20 protein-coding genes are annotated in these 18,330 nt (G+C 54.3%); 4 read left to right on the forward strand and 16 right to left on the reverse strand.

Going from position 1 to position 18,330, the window contains the following annotated elements; translation table 11 throughout:
• Positions 1–201: 201 nt before the first annotated feature.
• Both ACN2TU_RS22035 and ACN2TU_RS22040 read left to right on the forward strand, forming a co-directional pair.
• Positions 202–501, forward strand: coding sequence for a hypothetical protein (locus ACN2TU_RS22035; protein ID WP_435158481.1), 300 nt, complete (start codon positions 202–204; stop codon positions 499–501).
• 240 nt (positions 502–741) lie between these two features.
• Positions 742–1,014, forward strand: coding sequence for a DUF7967 family protein (locus tag ACN2TU_RS22040; protein WP_435158483.1), 273 nt, complete (start codon positions 742–744; stop codon positions 1,012–1,014).
• A 106-nt stretch (positions 1,015–1,120) separates the two neighbouring features.
• Here the strand turns inward: ACN2TU_RS22040 and ACN2TU_RS22045 are convergent, their stop codons facing one another.
• The 13 genes from ACN2TU_RS22045 to ACN2TU_RS22100 form a co-directional block, all read right to left on the reverse strand.
• The gene (locus ACN2TU_RS22045) at positions 1,121–1,483 is read right to left on the reverse strand and encodes an SHOCT domain-containing protein (protein ID WP_435158485.1); all 363 of its coding nucleotides are present in this window, start codon (positions 1,481–1,483) and stop codon (positions 1,121–1,123) included.
• Positions 1,484–1,643: 160 nt separating this feature from the next.
• On the reverse strand, positions 1,644–2,015 hold the full coding sequence (locus tag ACN2TU_RS27010) for a DUF7972 family membrane protein (protein WP_472850219.1): 372 nt from the start codon (positions 2,013–2,015) through the stop codon (positions 1,644–1,646).
• A gap of 34 nt (positions 2,016–2,049) precedes the next feature.
• On the reverse strand, positions 2,050–2,802 hold the full coding sequence (locus tag ACN2TU_RS22050) for a hypothetical protein (protein ID WP_435158487.1): 753 nt from the start codon (positions 2,800–2,802) through the stop codon (positions 2,050–2,052).
• Positions 2,803–2,945: 143 nt separating this feature from the next.
• Positions 2,946–3,218 carry a DUF7521 family protein gene (locus ACN2TU_RS22055; RefSeq protein WP_049972725.1) on the reverse strand — a complete coding sequence of 91 codons (273 nt, stop codon included), beginning with the start codon at positions 3,216–3,218 and terminating at the stop codon, positions 2,946–2,948.
• Complete coding sequence (locus tag ACN2TU_RS22060; RefSeq protein ID WP_435158488.1) at positions 3,218–3,526, reverse strand: helix-turn-helix domain-containing protein; 309 nt, start codon at positions 3,524–3,526, stop codon at positions 3,218–3,220. The genes ACN2TU_RS22055 and ACN2TU_RS22060 overlap by 1 nt, the downstream gene beginning before the upstream one ends.
• A gap of 160 nt (positions 3,527–3,686) precedes the next feature.
• Positions 3,687–4,211, reverse strand: coding sequence for a hypothetical protein (locus ACN2TU_RS22065; protein ID WP_435158489.1), 525 nt, complete (start codon positions 4,209–4,211; stop codon positions 3,687–3,689).
• Positions 4,208–5,227 carry an ABC transporter ATP-binding protein gene (locus tag ACN2TU_RS22070; RefSeq protein ID WP_435158491.1) on the reverse strand — a complete coding sequence of 340 codons (1,020 nt, stop codon included), beginning with the start codon at positions 5,225–5,227 and terminating at the stop codon, positions 4,208–4,210. The genes ACN2TU_RS22065 and ACN2TU_RS22070 overlap by 4 nt, the downstream gene beginning before the upstream one ends.
• Positions 5,224–6,282 (reverse strand): ABC transporter ATP-binding protein, encoded by a 1,059-nt coding sequence (locus ACN2TU_RS22075; RefSeq protein ID WP_435158492.1) that lies wholly within the window; start codon positions 6,280–6,282, stop codon positions 5,224–5,226. Before ACN2TU_RS22075 ends, ACN2TU_RS22070 begins: the two co-directional genes overlap by 4 nt.
• Entirely contained in the window at positions 6,279–7,187 is a 909-nt protein-coding gene (nikC, locus tag ACN2TU_RS22080; protein ID WP_435158964.1) for a nickel transporter permease, read from the reverse strand. Before nikC ends, ACN2TU_RS22075 begins: the two co-directional genes overlap by 4 nt.
• A 20-nt stretch (positions 7,188–7,207) precedes the next feature.
• Positions 7,208–8,155, reverse strand: coding sequence for a nickel ABC transporter permease (nikB, locus tag ACN2TU_RS22085; protein WP_435158494.1), 948 nt, complete (start codon positions 8,153–8,155; stop codon positions 7,208–7,210).
• Between the two features lie 11 nt (positions 8,156–8,166).
• Complete coding sequence (locus ACN2TU_RS22090) at positions 8,167–9,771, reverse strand: ABC transporter substrate-binding protein (RefSeq protein ID WP_435158495.1); 1,605 nt, start codon at positions 9,769–9,771, stop codon at positions 8,167–8,169.
• 23 nt (positions 9,772–9,794) lie between these two features.
• The gene (locus ACN2TU_RS22095) at positions 9,795–9,992 is read right to left on the reverse strand and encodes a heavy-metal-associated domain-containing protein (RefSeq protein WP_435158496.1); all 198 of its coding nucleotides are present in this window, start codon (positions 9,990–9,992) and stop codon (positions 9,795–9,797) included.
• Positions 9,993–10,379: 387 nt separating this feature from the next.
• The gene (locus tag ACN2TU_RS22100; protein ID WP_435158497.1) at positions 10,380–11,702 is read right to left on the reverse strand and encodes a permease; all 1,323 of its coding nucleotides are present in this window, start codon (positions 11,700–11,702) and stop codon (positions 10,380–10,382) included.
• An 863-nt stretch (positions 11,703–12,565) separates the two neighbouring features.
• On the opposite strand from ACN2TU_RS22100, the gene ACN2TU_RS22105 reads away from it, so the two are divergent.
• A complete protein-coding gene (locus tag ACN2TU_RS22105; protein WP_435158498.1) occupies positions 12,566–12,961 on the forward strand; it encodes a hypothetical protein in 396 nt (131 codons plus the stop codon).
• A 131-nt stretch (positions 12,962–13,092) separates the two neighbouring features.
• On the opposite strand, the gene ACN2TU_RS22110 is transcribed toward ACN2TU_RS22105, so the two are convergent.
• Entirely contained in the window at positions 13,093–15,687 is a 2,595-nt protein-coding gene (locus ACN2TU_RS22110) for a heavy metal translocating P-type ATPase (RefSeq protein ID WP_435158499.1), read from the reverse strand.
• Between the two features lie 105 nt (positions 15,688–15,792).
• A complete protein-coding gene (locus ACN2TU_RS22115) occupies positions 15,793–16,392 on the reverse strand; it encodes a winged helix-turn-helix transcriptional regulator (RefSeq protein WP_435158501.1) in 600 nt (199 codons plus the stop codon).
• A 130-nt stretch (positions 16,393–16,522) separates the two neighbouring features.
• Between ACN2TU_RS22115 and ACN2TU_RS22120 the strand changes: the two genes are divergently transcribed.
• Positions 16,523–16,720, forward strand: a complete 198-nt coding sequence (locus ACN2TU_RS22120) for a heavy-metal-associated domain-containing protein (protein WP_435158502.1) — start codon at positions 16,523–16,525, stop codon at positions 16,718–16,720.
• A gap of 119 nt (positions 16,721–16,839) precedes the next feature.
• On the opposite strand, the gene ACN2TU_RS22125 is transcribed toward ACN2TU_RS22120, so the two are convergent.
• On the reverse strand, positions 16,840–18,108 hold the full coding sequence (locus tag ACN2TU_RS22125; RefSeq protein ID WP_435158503.1) for an RNA-guided endonuclease InsQ/TnpB family protein: 1,269 nt from the start codon (positions 18,106–18,108) through the stop codon (positions 16,840–16,842).
• Between the last annotated feature and the right edge of the window lie 222 nt (positions 18,109–18,330).

Here is an 18,330-nt window from a genome sequence, read left to right on the forward strand (position 1 = left end):
CATTTCCTAAACGGTGATTAAAACTGTTATTGCATTTAGCGCGACGACGTTTATACGGAAGCACCCATTGTGAACTCTTCCCAATGTCTTCCTCCAGTCTTTCGTTTTGGTTCGAAATGAAGCCACGAAGGATCGGGCAACGACGAGTGCTTTCGAATATAAGCTGCAATCCGATTAAACGAGCGCGACGTATCTCTACGTATGAGTACTACGACCACTAGCCATAGAGAGTACGAATCGGAGACTGCCCACGAAACGATGAAACTCGACGCACTAGCATTCGCTAGTGCCGCGGCAATCGTTTCTGCCGTCGTCATGCTCCTTCTGGGAATCTTTGGAGCAGTCGGCGTCTACGAAGGCGCAGTCGAGATGATGGAACAGTGGCACCTGTTCTTCGAACCGACCATTGTCGGAACCGTAGCAGGCATGATCGAAGCAGCGATCATCAGTTTCATCTTCATCTACGCCTTCGCGTGGCTGTATAATGCACTCGCTCGGTAGAACTGTACAGTGCCGCAGTTCAATGTACGTCACCGACCTAGTTCACTGGACGGCATCGAATCCCGAGACTCATTACAGACTCAACTGCGAGTATCGCTATTCTCTCGAATTCAGGCATTCTCGATATCTGCGAACTGAGTGATATCTCAGATAGTTATACATGCGAGTCGTTCCTGACACCGATTTCGAATGCGAAGGAAGACCGAACTGCCTAACATCGTGATTCCCGTCACTATCACTATGGCTACTGAAACTGGGGATATCCGTGTGTGGCTTGTCGAGCGTGGGTACAACAATCGTGATCTCATCATCCTTAAGTACGCAACGCCAGACGGTAAGCGACTCTATCGCCGAGAGCTCGCTGCACAGGCGGTCGACATGGATTCGGTGACCGCTGCGAAAGACGTCCCACCTGCCGATCTCGAAGCCGTTGATGATTCGAGCCTCCAAAACCGATACGAGGCCGAAGTCGAGCGAATGGCGGACAAACACGACCCCAGTGATACAATTTAACAGAGTAGGACTTTTTCTGTTGATCGCAATGACAGTCTCGTAGTCGGGCGACTTCTCCGGGAGCTTCCCCGATCAATCGTAACCCGATTTCGGGAATGTCGTTACTCTACCTATCTGTTCGAAGTTTCTCCCGGCGCATCTCGAACTCTTCTTCGGAAATTTCCCCGCGAGCAAATGCGGTTCGGAGTTCGTCAAGCGCTGGGTCATTAGTACGAGCGCTATCACTGCGCCCGACGAGTCCACGATACAAGGCATAGCTGATGCCCAATAGAACGAGGAGCCACACGAACATCATGCCGAATCCCCATACTGGCGAGACTCCTCGTCCGAACATGCCACCACCCCACCAACCCATCATCCCCATCATCGGCACCGCAAAGGTCATCAACAGCACTGGAATCAGGACGATGACACCCAGAACGATAAGAGCGGTTCGGAGTAGTTCGTCTTCCGTGGTTTTAGTTGCCATAGTATCTAGAAAGCGATGGAGATTTAACCCAATTATCCATTATAAATCACAGGATATGAGTGAAACACCCGCGCAACCACGTCAACTAGGTGGTCAACCCTTTACTTTCAAAATTCAACAGCGACAGACCATCCCGATACGGAGTTTCGTTTCTGCACCACTATTTCAAAATGACCACCGGAACCCGAACTAACGCCGTCAGGATGCAGTTTGGGTGCGAAGGTTCATCAGGCAAGATGGACAGCCAACTATGGAACTCACCGGTTGCGCCCAACTCGCGCGAGAGAACGAGTTGGTTGATCGAAAGCACGACAGAAATCAGCGTGGAATTCCCGCCGAGTAACGCACTGAAGAGTAGGTACATTGGACTCGACGGCCGACCGGAGAGAACGCCGACGGACATGAACAGAACAAGCAGAAACAGTATGCTGGAGAGGAGCACAGCAGCAACGACTAGCCGGTTGCCGGTAACGAGCAACCAACGAGAATCTCGATTTGAAAGGCCTGCACTCCATGGAGGTTGTCTGCGCATCGGTAGATAGTCTCGTATTTCACGGTCGCGAGGGCTATTCCACGATGAGGAGGTACGTCAGGACGACGACAAGCAACGCTTGGGAGGCCTTGTCGAGCAGGCCGTAACTCTGGAGGTGTGGCATGTCACTCATCCACCAGAGAACGAATTGTGCTGCGACGTACGGAATGCCGACTGCGTAGAGAAGTCGTCGGCTGATTCCGAGGAAAAACAGGACGACTGCGCCGATAAATCCGAGTCCAGCGAGGAGCATCTCGAGTTCGCTGTGCTGGAGGAATAGATAGAGGTGAACGGCTGCACTCACTAGAATAAGTCCGACTGCGGCAACATGGGCAGCATCGACATTCGAGATGCGATTTCGTTGTTTTCCAAACCAGTAGACGGGTCCAACGGAAACCGCAGAGAGCGCGAGCAAGCCAGCGATACTGGCCAGCCACGCCATCGAACTTTGGTTATGCTGGTCACCGCTGCTCTCGCCTGCATGATGGTCATCGCTATTTCCATCGGAATGGTGACCACCAGTGGTTTCGGTTCCTTCATCGTGACTGTCCCCATCCGAATGATGACCACTCGTAGTTTCGGCACCCCCATGGTGGTCACTCGTAGTTTTGGTCTCTTCCTGGTGGGCGCTAGTAGTTTCGGCTTCTCCGTGGTCGTCATCGCCATGACCGTGGCCCTCCGTCGTCGTTGTGTCTGCAGCAACGCCAGCGACAGCAGCAGTCAAGAGCGCTACGACGACTGCAAGTCGTAGTAATTTTCGTCGGTGATTGGAATTTTCCCTGGACATTGGTGAACGGTTCTACATACAGAGGGCTCAAAAGCGAATGGCGTATTTTCACTGGATTTAATCGGCAGAACCATTTAAATAGGACGAGACTAATTCCTACCGCGGCAAGAGGAGATTCAGCCAGCAAGGGCAGTTCGAAAGCGTTAGCGCTCCCGACCGTACAGAGAGTACAGAACAGCGACCATGCCGAGTGCGACGACGATTGACTGAACCATTCCGGCGTAGAAGAGAGACAATTTCACGACTTCGTAGAGAACCCCTTCGATGACTGAGCCAATACTGATGAGGGAGAAACCGAGTGCAAGATACAACATTGGACTGCTGTCGTACCGAGCGTAGGCGCGATAACTCTGGAATGCAATGAGTAGGCCGAGTATCGCTACGACGATTTTGGCGACGACGAGTCCGATATGCATTATGACTCATCCTCCCGAATGTTGTTCCACATTCGCATGAACCGATCCGGTGCATCTTCTCGTTCAACGGTGTCAAGATCAACGACAAATTCGCCGTCGTCCAACTGAACGGTTGCTTGCTCAAGCAGTGCCTCATACGTCTTGTAATGATTGCCGTTAGCGTCGATCTCGTTTCGTTCAGCAAGGAGGTGACAGGCGACCATCTCTTCGATGCGCCGATACACTGTCGGCAATGATGTCCCACAAATATCGCTCAATTCGTTCGCAGACAGTGGCCCATCACTCGTCGCGGAAAGTACGGTTTGCACGTGTTCATCTCCCAAGAGAGCGAGGAGTTCGCGCGGACGGCAATCCTCACACACGGTCGATGATGAGTGCGTCTATAAGTAAGCATTGTGGGTTTTTTCGCCCGGTGAAAAAGCTTCCATTGTGTAAACCGAAAGCAAACCCTTCGAAAAATAGCAGCGATTACTCCTCTTCAACGGGATTTTCGATCCAATTGTAACACCGGAAATGTTCCGGCTTCCGATCCGTCGTGAGCATCTCGACGGGAACGAACCCACGACCGGCACGGGCACCGATCTTTGGACTGTCAGCATCCTGCGCGAGCATGACTTTCGCGTCCAACTCGAACGACACCTTGAGTTTTCCACGATGATCGTCGTCCGGTTCAAACGCCATCGATACTGCATCGGGCCGGATACCGAACGTGACGTGGCGGTCGGACGATTCAACGGCGATGTCGTGGCTGGTGAGCCCTCCGGCAAGGTCGGAGAGCCAGTTTCCCATCTCGTCACGCTTCAGCGTTCGTTCGAGGTCGAACGATCCATCCGGAGAAATGGAGCCGTCCTCGAACGTAAACTCCGGATACTGAAGATCCTCTGCGGGTAGTGCGTTTTCACTCGGGTCAATTGAAGTAGAGTCCGTTGATTTGCTGGTCTCCGCCGACCCAGTATCGGACGGCACGGAGGTGTTGGAATTGTCGTTAGTCATTGTTCTGCCTCCGATTCGATTTCATCATCTATAGGATACAGACACTTTGTCCGTCCATGACTAATACCCTCGTACTGAGGGTTGATTTCGGCACACTCCGGTCGCGCAATCGGACACCGGGTGTGGAAAACACAGCCACTCGGAGGATTCACTGGGCTTGGAATATCTCCGTCCAGAATCACCGTTTCGCCATCATCCGGCCCGACCTCCGGAATCGCGGAAAGGAGTGCACTCGTATAGGGGTGCGTTGGTCGTTCGAACAGTTGTTCGGTCGGGGCAACTTCCATGACCTGCCCAAGATACATGACGGCGACACGGTCGGCGATGTGTTCGACGACACTGAGGTCGTGTGCGATGAACAGCATCGTGAGGCCGAGTGTCTCCTGCAGTTCGACCAGTAGATTGGTGATTTTCGCTTGAACACTCACGTCGAGTGCCGATGTGGGTTCGTCGAGCACCAGCACACGTGGTTCGAGTGCGACCGCACGTGCTATAGCAACTCGTTGTGCCTGTCCGCCCGAGAGTTCGTGAGCGTAGCGGTCAGCGTGATGCTCCGACAAGTTGACCAGCGAGAGCAGTTCTTCCATTCGCTCCTCGCGACGAGTGCGCGACCAGCCCTGTGCTTTCATCGGCTCCTCGATAGCGTCCCGAATGGCCATTCGGGGGTCGATACTCGCCTTCGGATTCTGGAAGACCATCCCAATTTCTGAGCGAACGTCGGTCGGTCGAGCGGAAACGTGACCGAGTGGCTCACCGTCAAAGGAAATCGTGCCCTCGGTTGGCTCGTACAGCCCGGTAATTAGGTTCGCAAGCGTCGATTTACCGCTCCCGCTCTCTCCGACGAGACCGAGCGTTTCACCCTCGTGGATAGTCAAGGAGACATCGTCGACGGCGGTGACGAACTCCCGTGTCCCGATGGCTCGGTCGAGCAACGAATCGGAGAGCGCGAAGCGTTTCGTGACGGATTCAATTTCGAAGACCGGCGTCGAACCCGTCGTGGGTTGCTGAAGGCTCATTCGGCATCACCACTGCTCGCCACACCAGCATTGGCAACGAACTCGATTTCATCACATTTCACCACGCGATCGGAACCGACGTCGTGTTCCGCAATTGGGCCATTCGTACAGGCATTTGTTGTGTGGGAACAACGGTCTGCGAACGGACACCCGGTCGTCCCGCCGACCATGTCCGGTACCTGCCCCTCGATGACGTTGAGTGGTTCCTTGCGCTTCGTATTCTGTGGCATACAGTCGAGAAGTGCCTTCGTATAGGGATGCTTCGGATCGGAGAGTACTTCGTCTGTCGTACCAGTTTCCATCACCTCACCGCCGTACATGACGATAACGCGGTCGCACACCTCGGAGACGACGCCGAGGTCGTGGGTTACCATCAGAATGCTCATTCCGTGCGTTTCGTTGAGTGTTTTCAATTCTCGGAGAATCTGTGCCTGAATGGTCACGTCTAACGCAGTCGTTGGTTCGTCGGCGATGAGAAGGTCGGGTTCGCTTGCGAGTGCGATGGCGAGCATTGCACGCTGGCGCATTCCACCGCTAAATTCGTGAGGATACGCATCGGCGCGCTCCGCAGGGTGAGGGATACCAACCTGTTCCATCAACTCGACTGCACGTTCCCCTTTTCGCTTCTGTTCCGACCGACTGCTGAACAGCGGTGCATTGAGAAAGTCGAGGAGGCTCTGCGAGTTCGGTTTCTCATGTATCTTGAGCGATTCGATGATTTGGTCGCGCACCGTGAATACGGGGTTCAACGTCGTCATCGGGTCTTGGAAGACCATCGACATCCCGCCGCCGCGAAGACGTCGAATCTCTCGGGATGACGCCGTCGTCAACTCGGTTCCCTGAAATCGTATTGAGCCATCGACGATACGACCTGGATTTTCGAGCCGCATGAGCGAGAGTGCGGTCACGGATTTCCCGCTTCCGCTTTCCCCGACGATACCAACGATTTCGCCTTGGTCGATGGTGAACGAGACGCCGTTGACCGCGTGAACTGTCCCTTCGTGCGTGCTGAATCGCGTGTGTAAGTCGTCGACTTCCAGTATCGGCTGGCTCATAATCCTTTGTCCTCCATATTGCCCATATCCTTGGGGTCGAGGATATCACGAAGCCCATCTCCGAGGAGATTGAACCCGAGGACGACGAGCATAATCGCCAGTCCGGGGAAGTTCACGACCCACCATGCGTCCTGCAGGTAGTTTCGTCCAGAGGCCAACATCGTCCCCCATTCGGGCGTCGGCGGTTGTGCGCCAAGACCGAGGAACGACAGCCCCGCTGTCCCGAGGATGACGTAGGCCATATCCATCGTTCCGAGCACGACGACCGGAGCGATGACGTTCGGAATGATATGCTTGAGAACGATACGAGGTCGTGAGACGCCCATCAGCTGCGCCGCTCGAACGTACTCCATTTCCTTCACGGAGAGGACGCTTCCGCGAACAACCCTCGCGTACTGCGTCCAGCCGACGACGGCAAGAGCAATCATGATATTCGTGAGACTCGGTCCGAGAATTCCCGCGATGACGAGCGCAAGGAGGATTCCTGGAAACGCGAGCAGGATATCCACGAAGCGCATGAGCGCCTCGTCCACGTATCCGCCCACATATCCCGCAGTCACCCCGATAGCAGTCCCGATGACTAACGTAATTCCCACCACCGTAATGGCGATTCCCAGCGAAATGCGCGCGCCATAGAGGAGTCGGGAGAAAACGTCGCGACCGAGTTGGTCGGTTCCAAGGAGGTGTTCCTCCGACGGAGGCTCCAACCGCTCGAATAAGTCTCCCTTCTCGGGATTATACGTTGTGAGAACTGGGGCGAACACTGCACCGAAAAGCACGGTCACGACGATGACGAGTCCGATGATGTTCAGCTTGTTTGCGGTGAACTGGCGGAACGCTCGTGATTCGACGGCAGATCGATACCGAGGGAACCGCGTCTCGTCAACAACGCCCCCGTCCGTCATCGCATCGGATTCCGAGTCGCTCATGCGCTGGCCCCCTCGAACGAGATTCGTGGGTCGATATAGCGATAGACGATATCCACCGCGAAATTCGTCAGAACGAAGATGGCCGCGATAAGCAACACCAATCCCTGTACAACTGGGTAGTCTCGAGCGAAGATTGCGTTGATGAGCAAGCTTCCGAGACCGGGTCGTTGGAAGACGATTTCCACAACGACGGCCCCGTTGAGCAGGTAGCCGAACTGAAGGCCAACGATGGTTACGACCGGGATGAGTGCGTTCCGAAGCGCGTGTTTGTAGACGACGATGCGTTCTCTTAGCCCCTTCGCGCGGGCCGTCCGAATGTATTCGTCGTCCAGCACCTCGAGCATCGATGACCGGACAAGTCGGGTCACGATAGCGGCCATCCCAGTTCCAAGCGTCACGGCAGGGAGAATCAATCGTTCGAAACTCCCGACGCCGGACACCGGAAGGACGCCGAGTTCGAGAGAGAAGACGATGATGAGTAGATAGCCCAGCCAGAAGTTGGGCATCGATACGCCGAGCAGTGCAGCGAACTGACTGAGGTAGTCGGGCATCTTTCCTTTGTGGACCGCGCTGAAGACGCCGGCAGGGAGCGAAATCGCCAACGACACGGCCATCGCTGCGACGGCGAGTTCAAGCGTGGGCCACACTCGGTTCATAATCATCGCGGACACTGGTGTGTTCTCGTAATACGATTGGCGAAGGTTTCCGTGGAGAATGTCCCAGACCCAGTTCACGTACTGAATCGGAATCGGGTCGTTGAGACCGTGCTGGACGCGAAACTGTTGGACGGCCATACTTGATGGTGTTCGGCCTCCCATCTGCTTGCGAAGTATCGTCGTCGCGGGATCGCCGGGTGTGAAGAACATCAAAGCGTACGTGAGTATCGAAACGCCGACGAGGACGAGCAGAGCGGTTGCGGTCCGGCGAACGATGAATTTCCACATTCTGTTGTCCCTCAGTTCGTATGCGTCAGACTATTCCACCGAACCATCTCGGGGATGGGTCGAAGGTCGAGATTGTTTACGTCACGGAACGACACGACGACGTACTCGCTGTAGTACAGCGGAACGATGACTGCCTTCTCAGCGATCATCCGTTGAACCTCTCGATAGACCTCCTTCTTCTTCTCCTTGCTCCCCGTTTGGAATCCGGTCTCCAGAAGTGAGTCTACCTTCGAACCGAGGTTGTAGAGACCAGTTCCTTCGTCGCCGTACAGTCGCTCGTTCATGTCCCCTTCCGAGTGGAAACTCTCGTAGATGACATAGTCCGCCGCGCCGCTGTTCGTGCCCTTCTCGCTCAGTGCGAGGTGGCCCTGTCCATTGCGCTCGGCGTCGTTGAACGCGGCATCCTCCAATACCTGGATGTTGATGGTGACACCGACCGCTTCCATTTGTTGGGCAACGGCCTGTGCGAGAAGCTTCCCATCGGTCATGTCGGTGCTGACGAGGAGTTTGAGCGCCTCACCGTCATAATTCGAGGACTTTACGAGTGACTTCGCTTTGGACTTGTTCGGTCCATACTCGGGAAGTTGGTCGTGGGCCGACCAGTAGATGCTCGGGGCGATCGAACCGCGTGCCGGTTTGCCAACGCCGCTGAGGATGGATTCGACGATAGCGTTCTGGTTGACCGCGTAGTTCAGCGCTTTCCGAAATTTCACGTCGTCGGTCGGCGATTTATGGAGATTGATACCGAGATAGCCCGCAGATGGCGAGCCTTGTGTCTCGACGTTCGTCTTCGAAGCCTTCTGAATCGAGTTGATCTTGTTGCGAGGCGGCTGATACGCAACGTCCGTTTCATGAGCCGACAGCGACAGTGCACGCGTATTTGCATCCGTAATGACGCGGAACTTGAGACCAGACAGTTTCGGCGGTTCGTTCCAGTAGTCTTTGAACGCCGTCGTTTGGACGAACTGTTCTTTCTTCACGTTCTCGACCTTGAACGGTCCTGTTCCGATAGCCTCGCCTGCCTTGCGATCACGGTCTGGGTGCTGGATTGCAACCATGTTGTGGGCGATGGTTCCCGGAAACGTCGGGAAGGGGTCGGTCGTCGTAAACTCAACCGTCGTCTCATCGAGTGCCTTCACGCCATCTTTTTCGACATGGAGCCACCCAGGTGCCCACGACCACTCATCGAGGAGTTGGTGGAACGAGAAAACGACCGCTTCGGCGGTGAGCGGCTTGCCGTTGTGGAACGTGACGTCCTTGCGGAGCGTGAACTCCCACGTCGTTTCACCGGTCGCTTTCCACTCCGTAGCGAGCCACGGTTCGAGTTTCATATCCTTCGAAACCCAGATGAGTGGTTCGAGGATGTTCGTATAGTACGGCATCACGCCACCGTACACGCCCCACGTTCCCGCAGTGAGGTCTGTCGCAAGGGCAACCGTCGCGCTCTTCGAACCACTTGTGGCACCATCGTCTCCGCCCGTGGTCGAAGTGGACGAACCGTATGGATCCGATTGATTGGGGGAGTCCGATGAACTCGAACAGCCAGCAAGGCCGATTAAACTGCCCGCACCGATCGTTTGTACTGCGCTTCGCCGGGAGATGTTTTTGTTTGTCATTGTTTCGTCCCGTATCGGGTCGGTCAGGCACTCGCGTCGTACCCGATATCCTCGACAGCACCGACAAGGTCGTCCGTCTTCGCGGAACCCTCGACGGACGCTGTGTTTGCTTCTCTGTCCGCGTTCGCCTCCGAAACGCCGTCCACCGCTTCGAGCGCGTCGATGACGTTCTGTTCACAACCTCCGCAGGTCATTCCTTCAACAATGAGCGTTGTTGTCATTCACCAATACCAACGAAGGAATCTTATTAGGCACTTTCGCACAAGATAATTACAAAAAACATCCTATTTCCTTAGAAATTAAGTCTAATAGGATGTAAAAGGAGTTTTAGTGAGATATATTCCGATCTTTCGTCGCAGTAACAAAATAAAGGCCATTATCGATAACGGGATAAGAAGGTTAATTAGTACATCTCGGATTCGAGAAAGTCCGTTCAAATCTATGCAGCGGCGGCAAACGTTCAAAGGAGAGAAGTGGCTGATTCGAACGACGTACTTCGTTGCTTCCTGATTTAGAAAATAAAATAGGAAATATAACAACTAGCAGCGTCTGACGGGGATTTGATTTACTAAAGAGATGTTCGTCACAGAGGAATGAATTTCCAGAAGTTAGTCAGCAGAATGGGGATGCTTGCTTTGTTCCTCCACCGAGTCCGACCGATGGAGCCAATAGAGGAATAGGAAGAACCCCGTTGCCAGCACGTTCAACACCATTTTATAATTCATCTCGATTTTTACCTCCGCAATTTTCGCAGTCGAAGGGTCTGGGATGAAACCAACGCCGAGGAAGAGGAAATGGATGATGAAGCCGGTGATGACCGCGGTAAGGAAGATCATTCCCGAGAGAATGGCAGCGAATTTCGTACCGTAGTACTCTCGATAGGCGTCCATGATGGGCGGAACGATGAGATCCGCGTAAATGTAGCTAAGGACGCTTCCGAACGGTAGTCCGTTCGTCCAGAGAACGGTCCCGAAGGGAACGTTTCCGACAGAACAGACAAACGTGACGACGCCGATAACGGCACCAACTACAGCTGTCCAGAAGATGTACACCGGCACGCCGAACACAGGCCCAGAGAACACCGACGTCCAAACCTGTTTGGGGATGAAACCGGCAATGAGACCCGCGAAGATGAAGCCAATGGCGATTTCGTCCCAGAGCATCCCCCATTCTTTCCACTGCTTGTCCGCCAGAGCCTTCCAGCCAGATAGCGACGTTGCTTGCTCTCGGATAGTCGTATTCGCTTCCTCAGGGTCAAAACTCTCCTTACAGGATTGCGAACAGAAGTAGTAGGTTTCCCCATCGCTTTCAGTCGAGTACTCTGTCTCCTCAGGATTGACCTCCATTCCGCAGACAGGGTCTTGTACCGTCGGTGCACCCTCGTCGCGAACGTTCTTCCGAGCTTGCTCGATGACGTCGTCCGGTACAACGTAGACGAAACCGAGCGCCATCATCCCGATGAGGATGAATCCGCCGATGATGTCCGCCAAGAGGAACTGCCATCCGAGTAGAATCCAGATGACGGCGCCGATTTCGATGACGAGGTTGGTCGAGGCGAACATGAACGCACCGATGGTTGCGGCCGCGGAGCCACCCTTCTTGAAGAGATTCTTCGCCGTCGCGATGGCGCTGTAGGAACACGACGACGAAACGAACCCGAACAGTGATCCGTAGCCGATTTCACGGATTCCGTGTCCCTCCAGAAGATCCGCGACTTCCTCACTGGACGTCCAGGCTTCGACGCCGCCGGCTATTGCAAATCCGATCACCAGCGCCCACCACGTGATCCATGCCATAGCAACCGTTGTCGTTGCGGCGTGCTTCGCACTTTCGACGAAGAACGTTTCCAACGGCTTTGTGGTCGTGAATACACCGATGGCGACCGTCGAGAGAGCGATAATCGCGAGGATTGCGTACTCTTTTCTCTCCATATATACCGATAAGGGAGTTACGACTAATGGCGTTTTGACTAACAGACCACCGGCGAGGAGGCGTCGATAGATTTGTTCGTTAACCTCACTTCCTCAGCTGTTCCGATACCCAAAGTCATGACGAAGGTACGCCACACAATCTGACTACGTTTGAGTCCAATTTCGATACTAGAGTCGATGAGAGCATCGAATAGCGTACCAATCCAAGTGATATTAAAACTCGTCAGGAGATTCGAGAATCGATGGAAATGAAACTAGCGTGTGGAAGGTTTTGGAGAGTTATCGACTATCAAAATTCATCGAACAGAAGGCGATCTGCGGAGATGCCGATCCACGATGCATTCGGATTGATCAGTTGGCCGGACGGACAACTGATAACAAAACACTAAGCCGAAATTTGTATTTATACCCCACGCATCACCCAGTTTTCAACGACCGCAGAAACCAGTAAGAGGGTAGCAATGGTACTCTGTTCTATGGGGGAGCAGTCTGATCATGAGAGTCACAAAACGGAGTTTCAAGACGAAACATCTGGTTCCAGTTCGGGTGGACATACGACAGTAGATGGACTGTCGGTTGCCAGTGACGAATTTCGACTGGTGCCGTCGGAAACTCGATTTGAACCCGGCGTCCCGACTGATTGGTCGTTTCAAGTCGTGACTCATGAGGGAGATACAGTAACTGAATTTGAAGATTCACACGGAGATCTCCTTCACTTGATCGTAGTGCGCCGGGATTTGGCTCACTTTCAGCACTTACATCCCGATATCGACTCAAAAGGTACGTGCCGCGTCGAAGACTTCACACTTCCCGAGCCGGGGGTGTATCGCGCTTTCGTGGACATCGCAATTGCAGGTCGGTCAATGACACTCGGATTTGACCTCTTCGTACCCGGCTCAGCCACGTTTGAATCGAACCCAGAGATAGCGCGACACGCGATGACGGACGAATATACGGTTGAACGACGCACCGACGATATAGATGCAAATGAAGAGACGCAACTATCATTCGAGATCCATCGTGACGACGAGCGTGTTTCGGACTTACAGGACTATCTCGGAGCACGCGGTCATCTCGTGGCACTTCGGGAGGGAGATCTCGCGTATCTCCATATACATCCGAAGAACACAACGCCACAAACAGGTCGCGTCGAGTTCGGTACAACATTCCCGACACCAGGTCGATATCGGCTGTACCTTCAGATCAAACCGGATGGAAATCTGATCACGACCCATTTTGATATCCGAATTGAAGATTGAAAACTCCCTCACGCACTTCGGTACGAATCTGGAGGAACAGGCGGATGACGGTGAACCGTAGTCCTGCACACGTTAGCTGCAGTCACGTTCGGAGTAATTGAATCACCACTAGTGAAGCGTGAAACGGATAGTTAGCGCAGTCTGCCGAAGAGTTTGTAATCGTGATCCGGGGTATATTGACGGAACAGCAAGCTGTTCGTGAGCACCGACACGCTGGAGAACGCCATTGCACCCGCAGCCAGCACCGGCTGAAGTAGGCCGAGCGACGCCAGTGGGATCATCGCCGTGTTGTAGCCCAGCGCCCACACGAGGTTCTGTTTGATCTTTGCGAGCGTGGCATCCGAGATACGGATCGCCTTCACCACGTCGAGCGGATCATTTCGCATGAGCGTTACATCCGCTGCCTCAATGGCGACGTCGGTTCCGCTCCCGATAGCAGTTCCGACATATGCGACGGCGAGCGCCGGCGCGTCGTTAACGCCGTCACCAACCATCATCGCCTTCCGTCCCTCGTCCTGAATTGTCTCGACTGCATCGGATTTGTCTTCGGGAAGGACTCCAGCCCGGACGTTCTGGGAGTCAATACCCACCTGTTTGGCAACAGCACGGGCAGTACGCTCGTTGTCACCGGTAATCATCATCACATCGATGCCACGCCGCTGAAGCGCACTTACCGCATCTCTTGCGCTCTCTTTGACCGTATCGGCATCAGCGACCACCCCAATGAGTTCGCCCTCGTACGCGACGAGCATCGCCGTTTTCCCTTCGTTTTCGAGCCGCTGCATCGTGTCTTCGACCGGATCCGGAGCGACGTCATTATCGGACAGGAGTTTGCGGTTGCCCACAAGAATCTCACTTCCACCGAGCGTTGCCTGGATACCGTGCCCCGGAACGTTCTCGAACGAGTCAGGTTCCATGACCTCGATATCACGTTCTTTGGCTCCCTCGACGATAGCTTGCGCGAGTGGATGTTCACTCCCGCTCTCCGCACTGGCGGCAAAGCGCAGCACGTCGGCCTCGGTGAGACGTTCGTGAGTGGCCAGTTGGCCACCATTGGCAATTGTGTCTCCGCCATCCGTACGAGGCTGACCATCGGCATCGAAGACAACGACGTCCGTGAGTTCCATTTCGCCTTTCGTCAGCGTACCTGTTTTGTCGAAGACGACGGTATCCACGTCTTTCGCCCGTTCCAGAACATCGCCACCTTTGAAGAGGACGCCGTTCTGCGCACCCAGTGTGGTGCCAACCATCGTTGCTGCTGGCGTTGCTAACCCGAGCGCACATGGGCACGCGATGAGTACCGCGCTGGCAAAGACGATGACCGCGAACTCGAACGTGGAGAGAGCAGTCGGCCCACCACCAACTAATCCCCACAGTGGGAGTGCGTCCACGAAGCCAGCGAGTGCTCCGGGGAAAAGATACCAAATCGCCCCCCAAAACAGGGCATTCACGATGACAACGGGAACGAAGTACGCTGAAATTCGGTCGGCGAGATTCTGAATATCGGGTTGACGGGACTGTGCTTCTTTGACTGTCTGAACGATCTGCTGGAGTGCAGTGTCCTCCCCGACCTTCGTCGCTTCGACGACGAGGACACCATTTTCGTTGATGGTCGATCCGACGACCTCGTCCCCCTCCTCTTTCTCTACGGGTACCGATTCTCCGGTAACCATCGATTCGTCAACCGCACTCTGTCCATCCACGACGACACCGTCAGTGGGAATTTTCTCACCGGGACGGATCTTCATCCGGTCGCCTACCGTCACGTCTTCGATGGGTACCTCGCGCTCGGTACCGTCTTCATCAACGACGGTTGCAGTGTCGGCTTCCATCTCCAACAACTTGCGTAGCGCGTCACTCGCTTGCCCCTTCGAGCGCGCTTCGAGATAGTTGCCGAGCGTGATGAACACGAGGATGAGCGCGGCCGTGTCGAAGTAGAGACTTCCGGCGATCAGTCCGAGCAGCACGACGACACTGTAGAGATACGCCGTAGACGAGCCCAACGCGATGAGCACATCCATGTTGGCGCTCTTGTTCTTCACGAGGGCCTTGTAGGAATTCTTGTAGAACTCCCACCCAAGAACGATTTGAACCGGCGTCGCGAGCAAGAACTCGACCCAGCCGAACTCAATTCCAAATACCGTCTCCGGAAGAATCCCTCCGCCAAGAATGAATTTCTCAGCAAGGAAGAAAATGAGCGGTGCAGAGAGTACGGCACCGAACAGAGTGAGCCGTAATTGTTTACTGATTTCGGCCTGCCGAGCGGCATCGCGGCGATCTGTGGCAGATTCACCGGACTCGCCGTCCGCGCGAACGGGTGCGTAGCCGGCATCTTCGATAGCATCGTAGAGGTTCGTGAGCGTCGCTTCAGCAGGGTTGTATCTGACCTGTGCCTCGTCAGTAGCGAAGTTGACGTCCGCTTCAATAACGCCTGATGTCCGCTCGAGCGCGTTCTGTACCGTCTCCGAGCAGTTCGCACACGACATATCCGTGATGCCGATCGTCTTCGTCTCCGTGACAGGAGTATAGCCGACGCTCTCGATGGCTTCGTAGATCTGCTTTGGCGAAACCTCGTCCGAGTCGTACTCGATGGTTCCTTCGTCGGTCGCAAAATTGATGTTTGCTTCCGACACCCCATCAAGGGAATCGACGGAATCGGCGATGGTCTGGGAACAGTTCGCACAGCTCATTCCCTGAATATCGATGTGAACTCGATGCTGGCTCATTACTTTATCATAGGGCTTGGCTATTCAATCGATTTGTCCTTTCATCTATTCGGAAAAGGAGCTCGAAAAGCTTCGATTCAAAAGCGCTGGCGCGTTGACCGTTGCTCAGTCCGCTCCTTGCTGGAGTTGTTCATATTTCTCCTCGAAACGGGCTTCACACGACGGACAACAGAACTGATAGAGATCGCCATCAATGCGAGTCGATGTTCCTTCGCTATCGACCGTGTTTCCACACTCCGCGCAGGTCAACGCGAACTCCATCCCACCAAGGTCAGGAGACCAATCCGCACCTGACAACAGTGTCACTTCGAAGTCGTCGATCGTTCCTTGGTCGAAGATAGTGTCAAGCCACGCAGCGACATCATTGTCGGGTACCCGCACGTATGCAATGAGGTCAGCTTCTGCAGTAGTAAACACGTATTCGACTTCGCCGGTATCGAGGAGTGTCTCCTTGACTGACGGAATGTCTCGACTGTCAGCCGCGACGTCAAGTGTTACCAGAATAGGAATTCCTTTACGAAGTTGTGAGGAGTCGATATCGAGCGTAAATCCACGGATGATTCCCCGCTCCTGTAGTCGAGCGACCCGATCCGAGACGGCAGGTGGTGACAAATCAACAGCGTCCGCCACATCGCTGTAGGGCCGACGAGCGTTCGACATCAGTAGCTCCAGGATTTCGAGGTCGGTTTCGTCCAGATCGCGCATAACAGCACTACGTCACCGAGAGCCAAAAGCCGTGCGTGTTTTTGACTTTCGTTTCCAATGTTTCTAGACGGCTTCTACCGACCAATCTAAAGAGAAGTCCACAAAAGAAAGCACCCATACACTGAGATGTATGACGACGACCATCACTGTCGAAGGAATGTCGTGTGGACACTGCGAACAGACTGTCGAAGACGCCCTCCGTAGTATCGACGGCATCACTGATGCTACTGCAAACCACGAAGCCGAACAAGCGAGTATCAAAGGAGATGCCGATGTCACGGTTCTGGTTCAAGCCGTCGAGAATGCAGGATATACCGCGCACGCCTGAGATACACCGGACAATCTGCACTACTAAACTCATCGGTATGTGATCCATTTTTTCGTTGGTTATCATATTGACATCCTCCCGCGCCTGAAGACGCGGGAATCCCGACCGCAGTTGAGATATTACGATTCGCGGTTTACAACCTGTTCTCGTGGGGCGAAACAGCCCGCACTGCGGTCGAACAAGTGAACCGCTGGCTGTGCCAACCAGCCGGTACTCCTATCTCCTCCGTCGCAGACGAGACTCGGAGTTACTTTTCGTCTAATGTTCTCAGCACCGTTCACGTCAGCGTTCATCGCCATCTCGCATTCGTCGCAGACGTACAACCCACGTTCAACCCGCTGGTCGCCATCTACAGTTGCACAAACCGAACACGACTTCGACGTATCGCGTTCCGACACCAGTGTAACCTCGATACCTTCGGCTTCGGCCTTGTAGTCAAGAAGCGTGGTGAATCGGTCGAACGCCCATCCGTGCAAGTCGAGATTGCCGTGTGTTCCCCAATTTCGTGAATCGCCGTTCTCACCGTCACGGATTCCACCGAGGTCACCCACAACAATCGTTCCGACACGTCTCTCAACACATTCGGAAACGATGTGTTTCGTGAGTGTGTGGAGGAAATGGGATCGTCGGTCAGTGCGTTTGCGGTCAATCCGCATTCGCTTTCGAGAACGGGAATCGTCACATTTCGCTTTCTCTTTCCCGAAGTAGTATTCGTCCTCTTTCAAGACGTTGCCGGGGAACAGAATCGACTCGCCACCAAATGAAAGAGCGACGAAATTGCAGATACCGAGGTCAATCCCGGCTGTTTCGTCGCCCGGTGGTTCCGGGTCGATGGTGGTTCGACAGACGAATTGAAGCCGCCACTCCTCACGCTTGTAGACGGCACGAACCTGTTGGATGTCCCACTCGGTCAGGTCAACATCTGGGCGAGTCTGGTACTCGCACAGGATGAAATCCGAGCGATGCTCTTTGAGGTTGCGACCTTTCGAGAGGCGGACGCGTTGAAACTGTGCATCATGCTTGAAGCCAGCCGCTTTGAACGACACCGTAGAACGTGGGTGTGAATCTCCGTTTTTGCGGAATCCGGGCGGTCGGCAACGACTATCGCCGTTGCGACGCTTACCGAACCAGCCGGTGAACGCTTCAGCGAGTTCTTCGAGAACGCGCTGACTGGATTGAGAATGAAGGTCCGTATAGCGTTCGTGACCTTTGAGTTCGGCTTTGAGTTCCCCGTCATCGGGAATCTCGCCCGTCATGTCCCATCGTTCTTGTGCGTAGTAGCGACCGACGTTCCAGAGTTTGGACGCGGCCCATCCGAGTTGGTCGAGGTCGTCACTTACTTGTTTTTGGTTTGTGATTGTGCCCTCGAATGTTCGGACGGTTCGCATTGGATTTTGCCTTCATAACCAGTTATGAACCCTGAAAACATAATATTACCGATTCGGCGTAGAATATCCGGCCCAGCCATCGATGGCGGGTGTGTAACCAAGCTTACGGCGCGTATCCACGGCCTAAAGACCGTGGTATTGCGCCTGTTCAATCTATAATGACCCAGTTGCGTTGTAGTCAGTTTCCAGATATAGAGACTCGTATTGGAGCGTTTGCCGCGT

Source organism: Haladaptatus marinus (genome assembly GCF_051194195.1).